The organism is Nocardia amamiensis, from assembly GCF_015477605.1.
In the GTDB taxonomy this organism is placed as follows: Bacteria; Actinomycetota; Actinomycetes; order Mycobacteriales; family Mycobacteriaceae; genus Nocardia; species Nocardia amamiensis_A.
Genome location: NZ_JADLQX010000395.1, coordinates 1 through 228, shown reverse-complemented (window position 1 = coordinate 228; position 228 = coordinate 1). Strand labels below are relative to the sequence as shown.

Here is a 228-nt window from a genome sequence, read left to right as displayed (position 1 = left end):
CTGTTCTTCGACACGACGTCGACGTATTTCGAGACCGGAGCCGACGAGCCGGTGGAACGCGACGACCGCGGCCACCCGGTCCCCGCCGGTGACGACGCCGACGGCAGCGGCAGCGGCAGCGGCAGCGAGAAGGCTGGCGGATTCCGTACTTACGGCAAGTCGAAGGACTCCCGAGACGACCTACCGCAGATCGTGATCGGGATGGCCGTGACCCGCGACGGCATCCCT

Annotated in this window: 1 pseudogene; it reads left to right on the top strand. The window is 68.0% G+C overall.

From position 1 onward, the window contains the following. Positions 1-228: pseudogene (locus tag IU459_RS38260) on the top strand (IS1634 family transposase); the annotation flags it as partial.